Source organism: Arthrospira sp. PCC 8006, assembly GCF_046480465.1.
Lineage (GTDB): Bacteria > Cyanobacteriota > Cyanobacteriia > Cyanobacteriales > Microcoleaceae > Limnospira > Limnospira platensis.
Map to the genome: position 1 here is coordinate 1 of NZ_PKGG01000519.1, position 594 is coordinate 594.

Annotated in this window: 1 pseudogene; it reads left to right on the top strand. The window is 41.1% G+C overall.

From position 1 onward, the window contains the following. Positions 1-316: pseudogene (locus B9T16_RS29150) on the top strand (hypothetical protein); the annotation flags it as partial. Positions 317-594 lie beyond the last annotated feature (278 nt).

Consider the following 594-nt stretch of genomic DNA (forward strand, 5'->3'; position numbering starts at 1 on the left):
TTTTTGGAGTAACCATCAAATTATTTGTGGTGGTATCTGTCAATTAATAAAACCCCAATTAGAGGGACTATCGGCTCTGGAAAGACAAATTTTATACACACTGGCGAGGAGTGAGCAACCTCTGGCGATCGCCTTTTGGCAACACATACCATCATCAACAAATGCTGATCAGATTATCAAAGCATTAAGATTCCTAGAAGAGCGATCGCTGATTGAGAAACAAGAGCGAGGCTATCTTTTACCTCCGGCGATCGCAGAGTATATCAACATAACCCCAGAGTTTTGTCCTTTCTGTATGGAGTTTATGAACCCGTAACCAGAGACTTTAACCGTCATGGTTACACCGAAATTCCGAAGATTTCCCTCAACTATGGAGGGGAATAACTCTGGTTTTTGCGCCAGTTAAGTTCATAGGGGTTTCATTTACTAGCAGCTCACTCCCATTGACTATTTGGCAAAGTCATTATATATGTCCGCACGGATTTCCATTATCTTATAATAAGTCAAGTTTCCGCATTTGTCAAGGGGAAAAATCGGGATTTTTCGAGTTTTTTTTATGATTACCTAAACTGGTGATTGGGGGCGGGTTTTTGG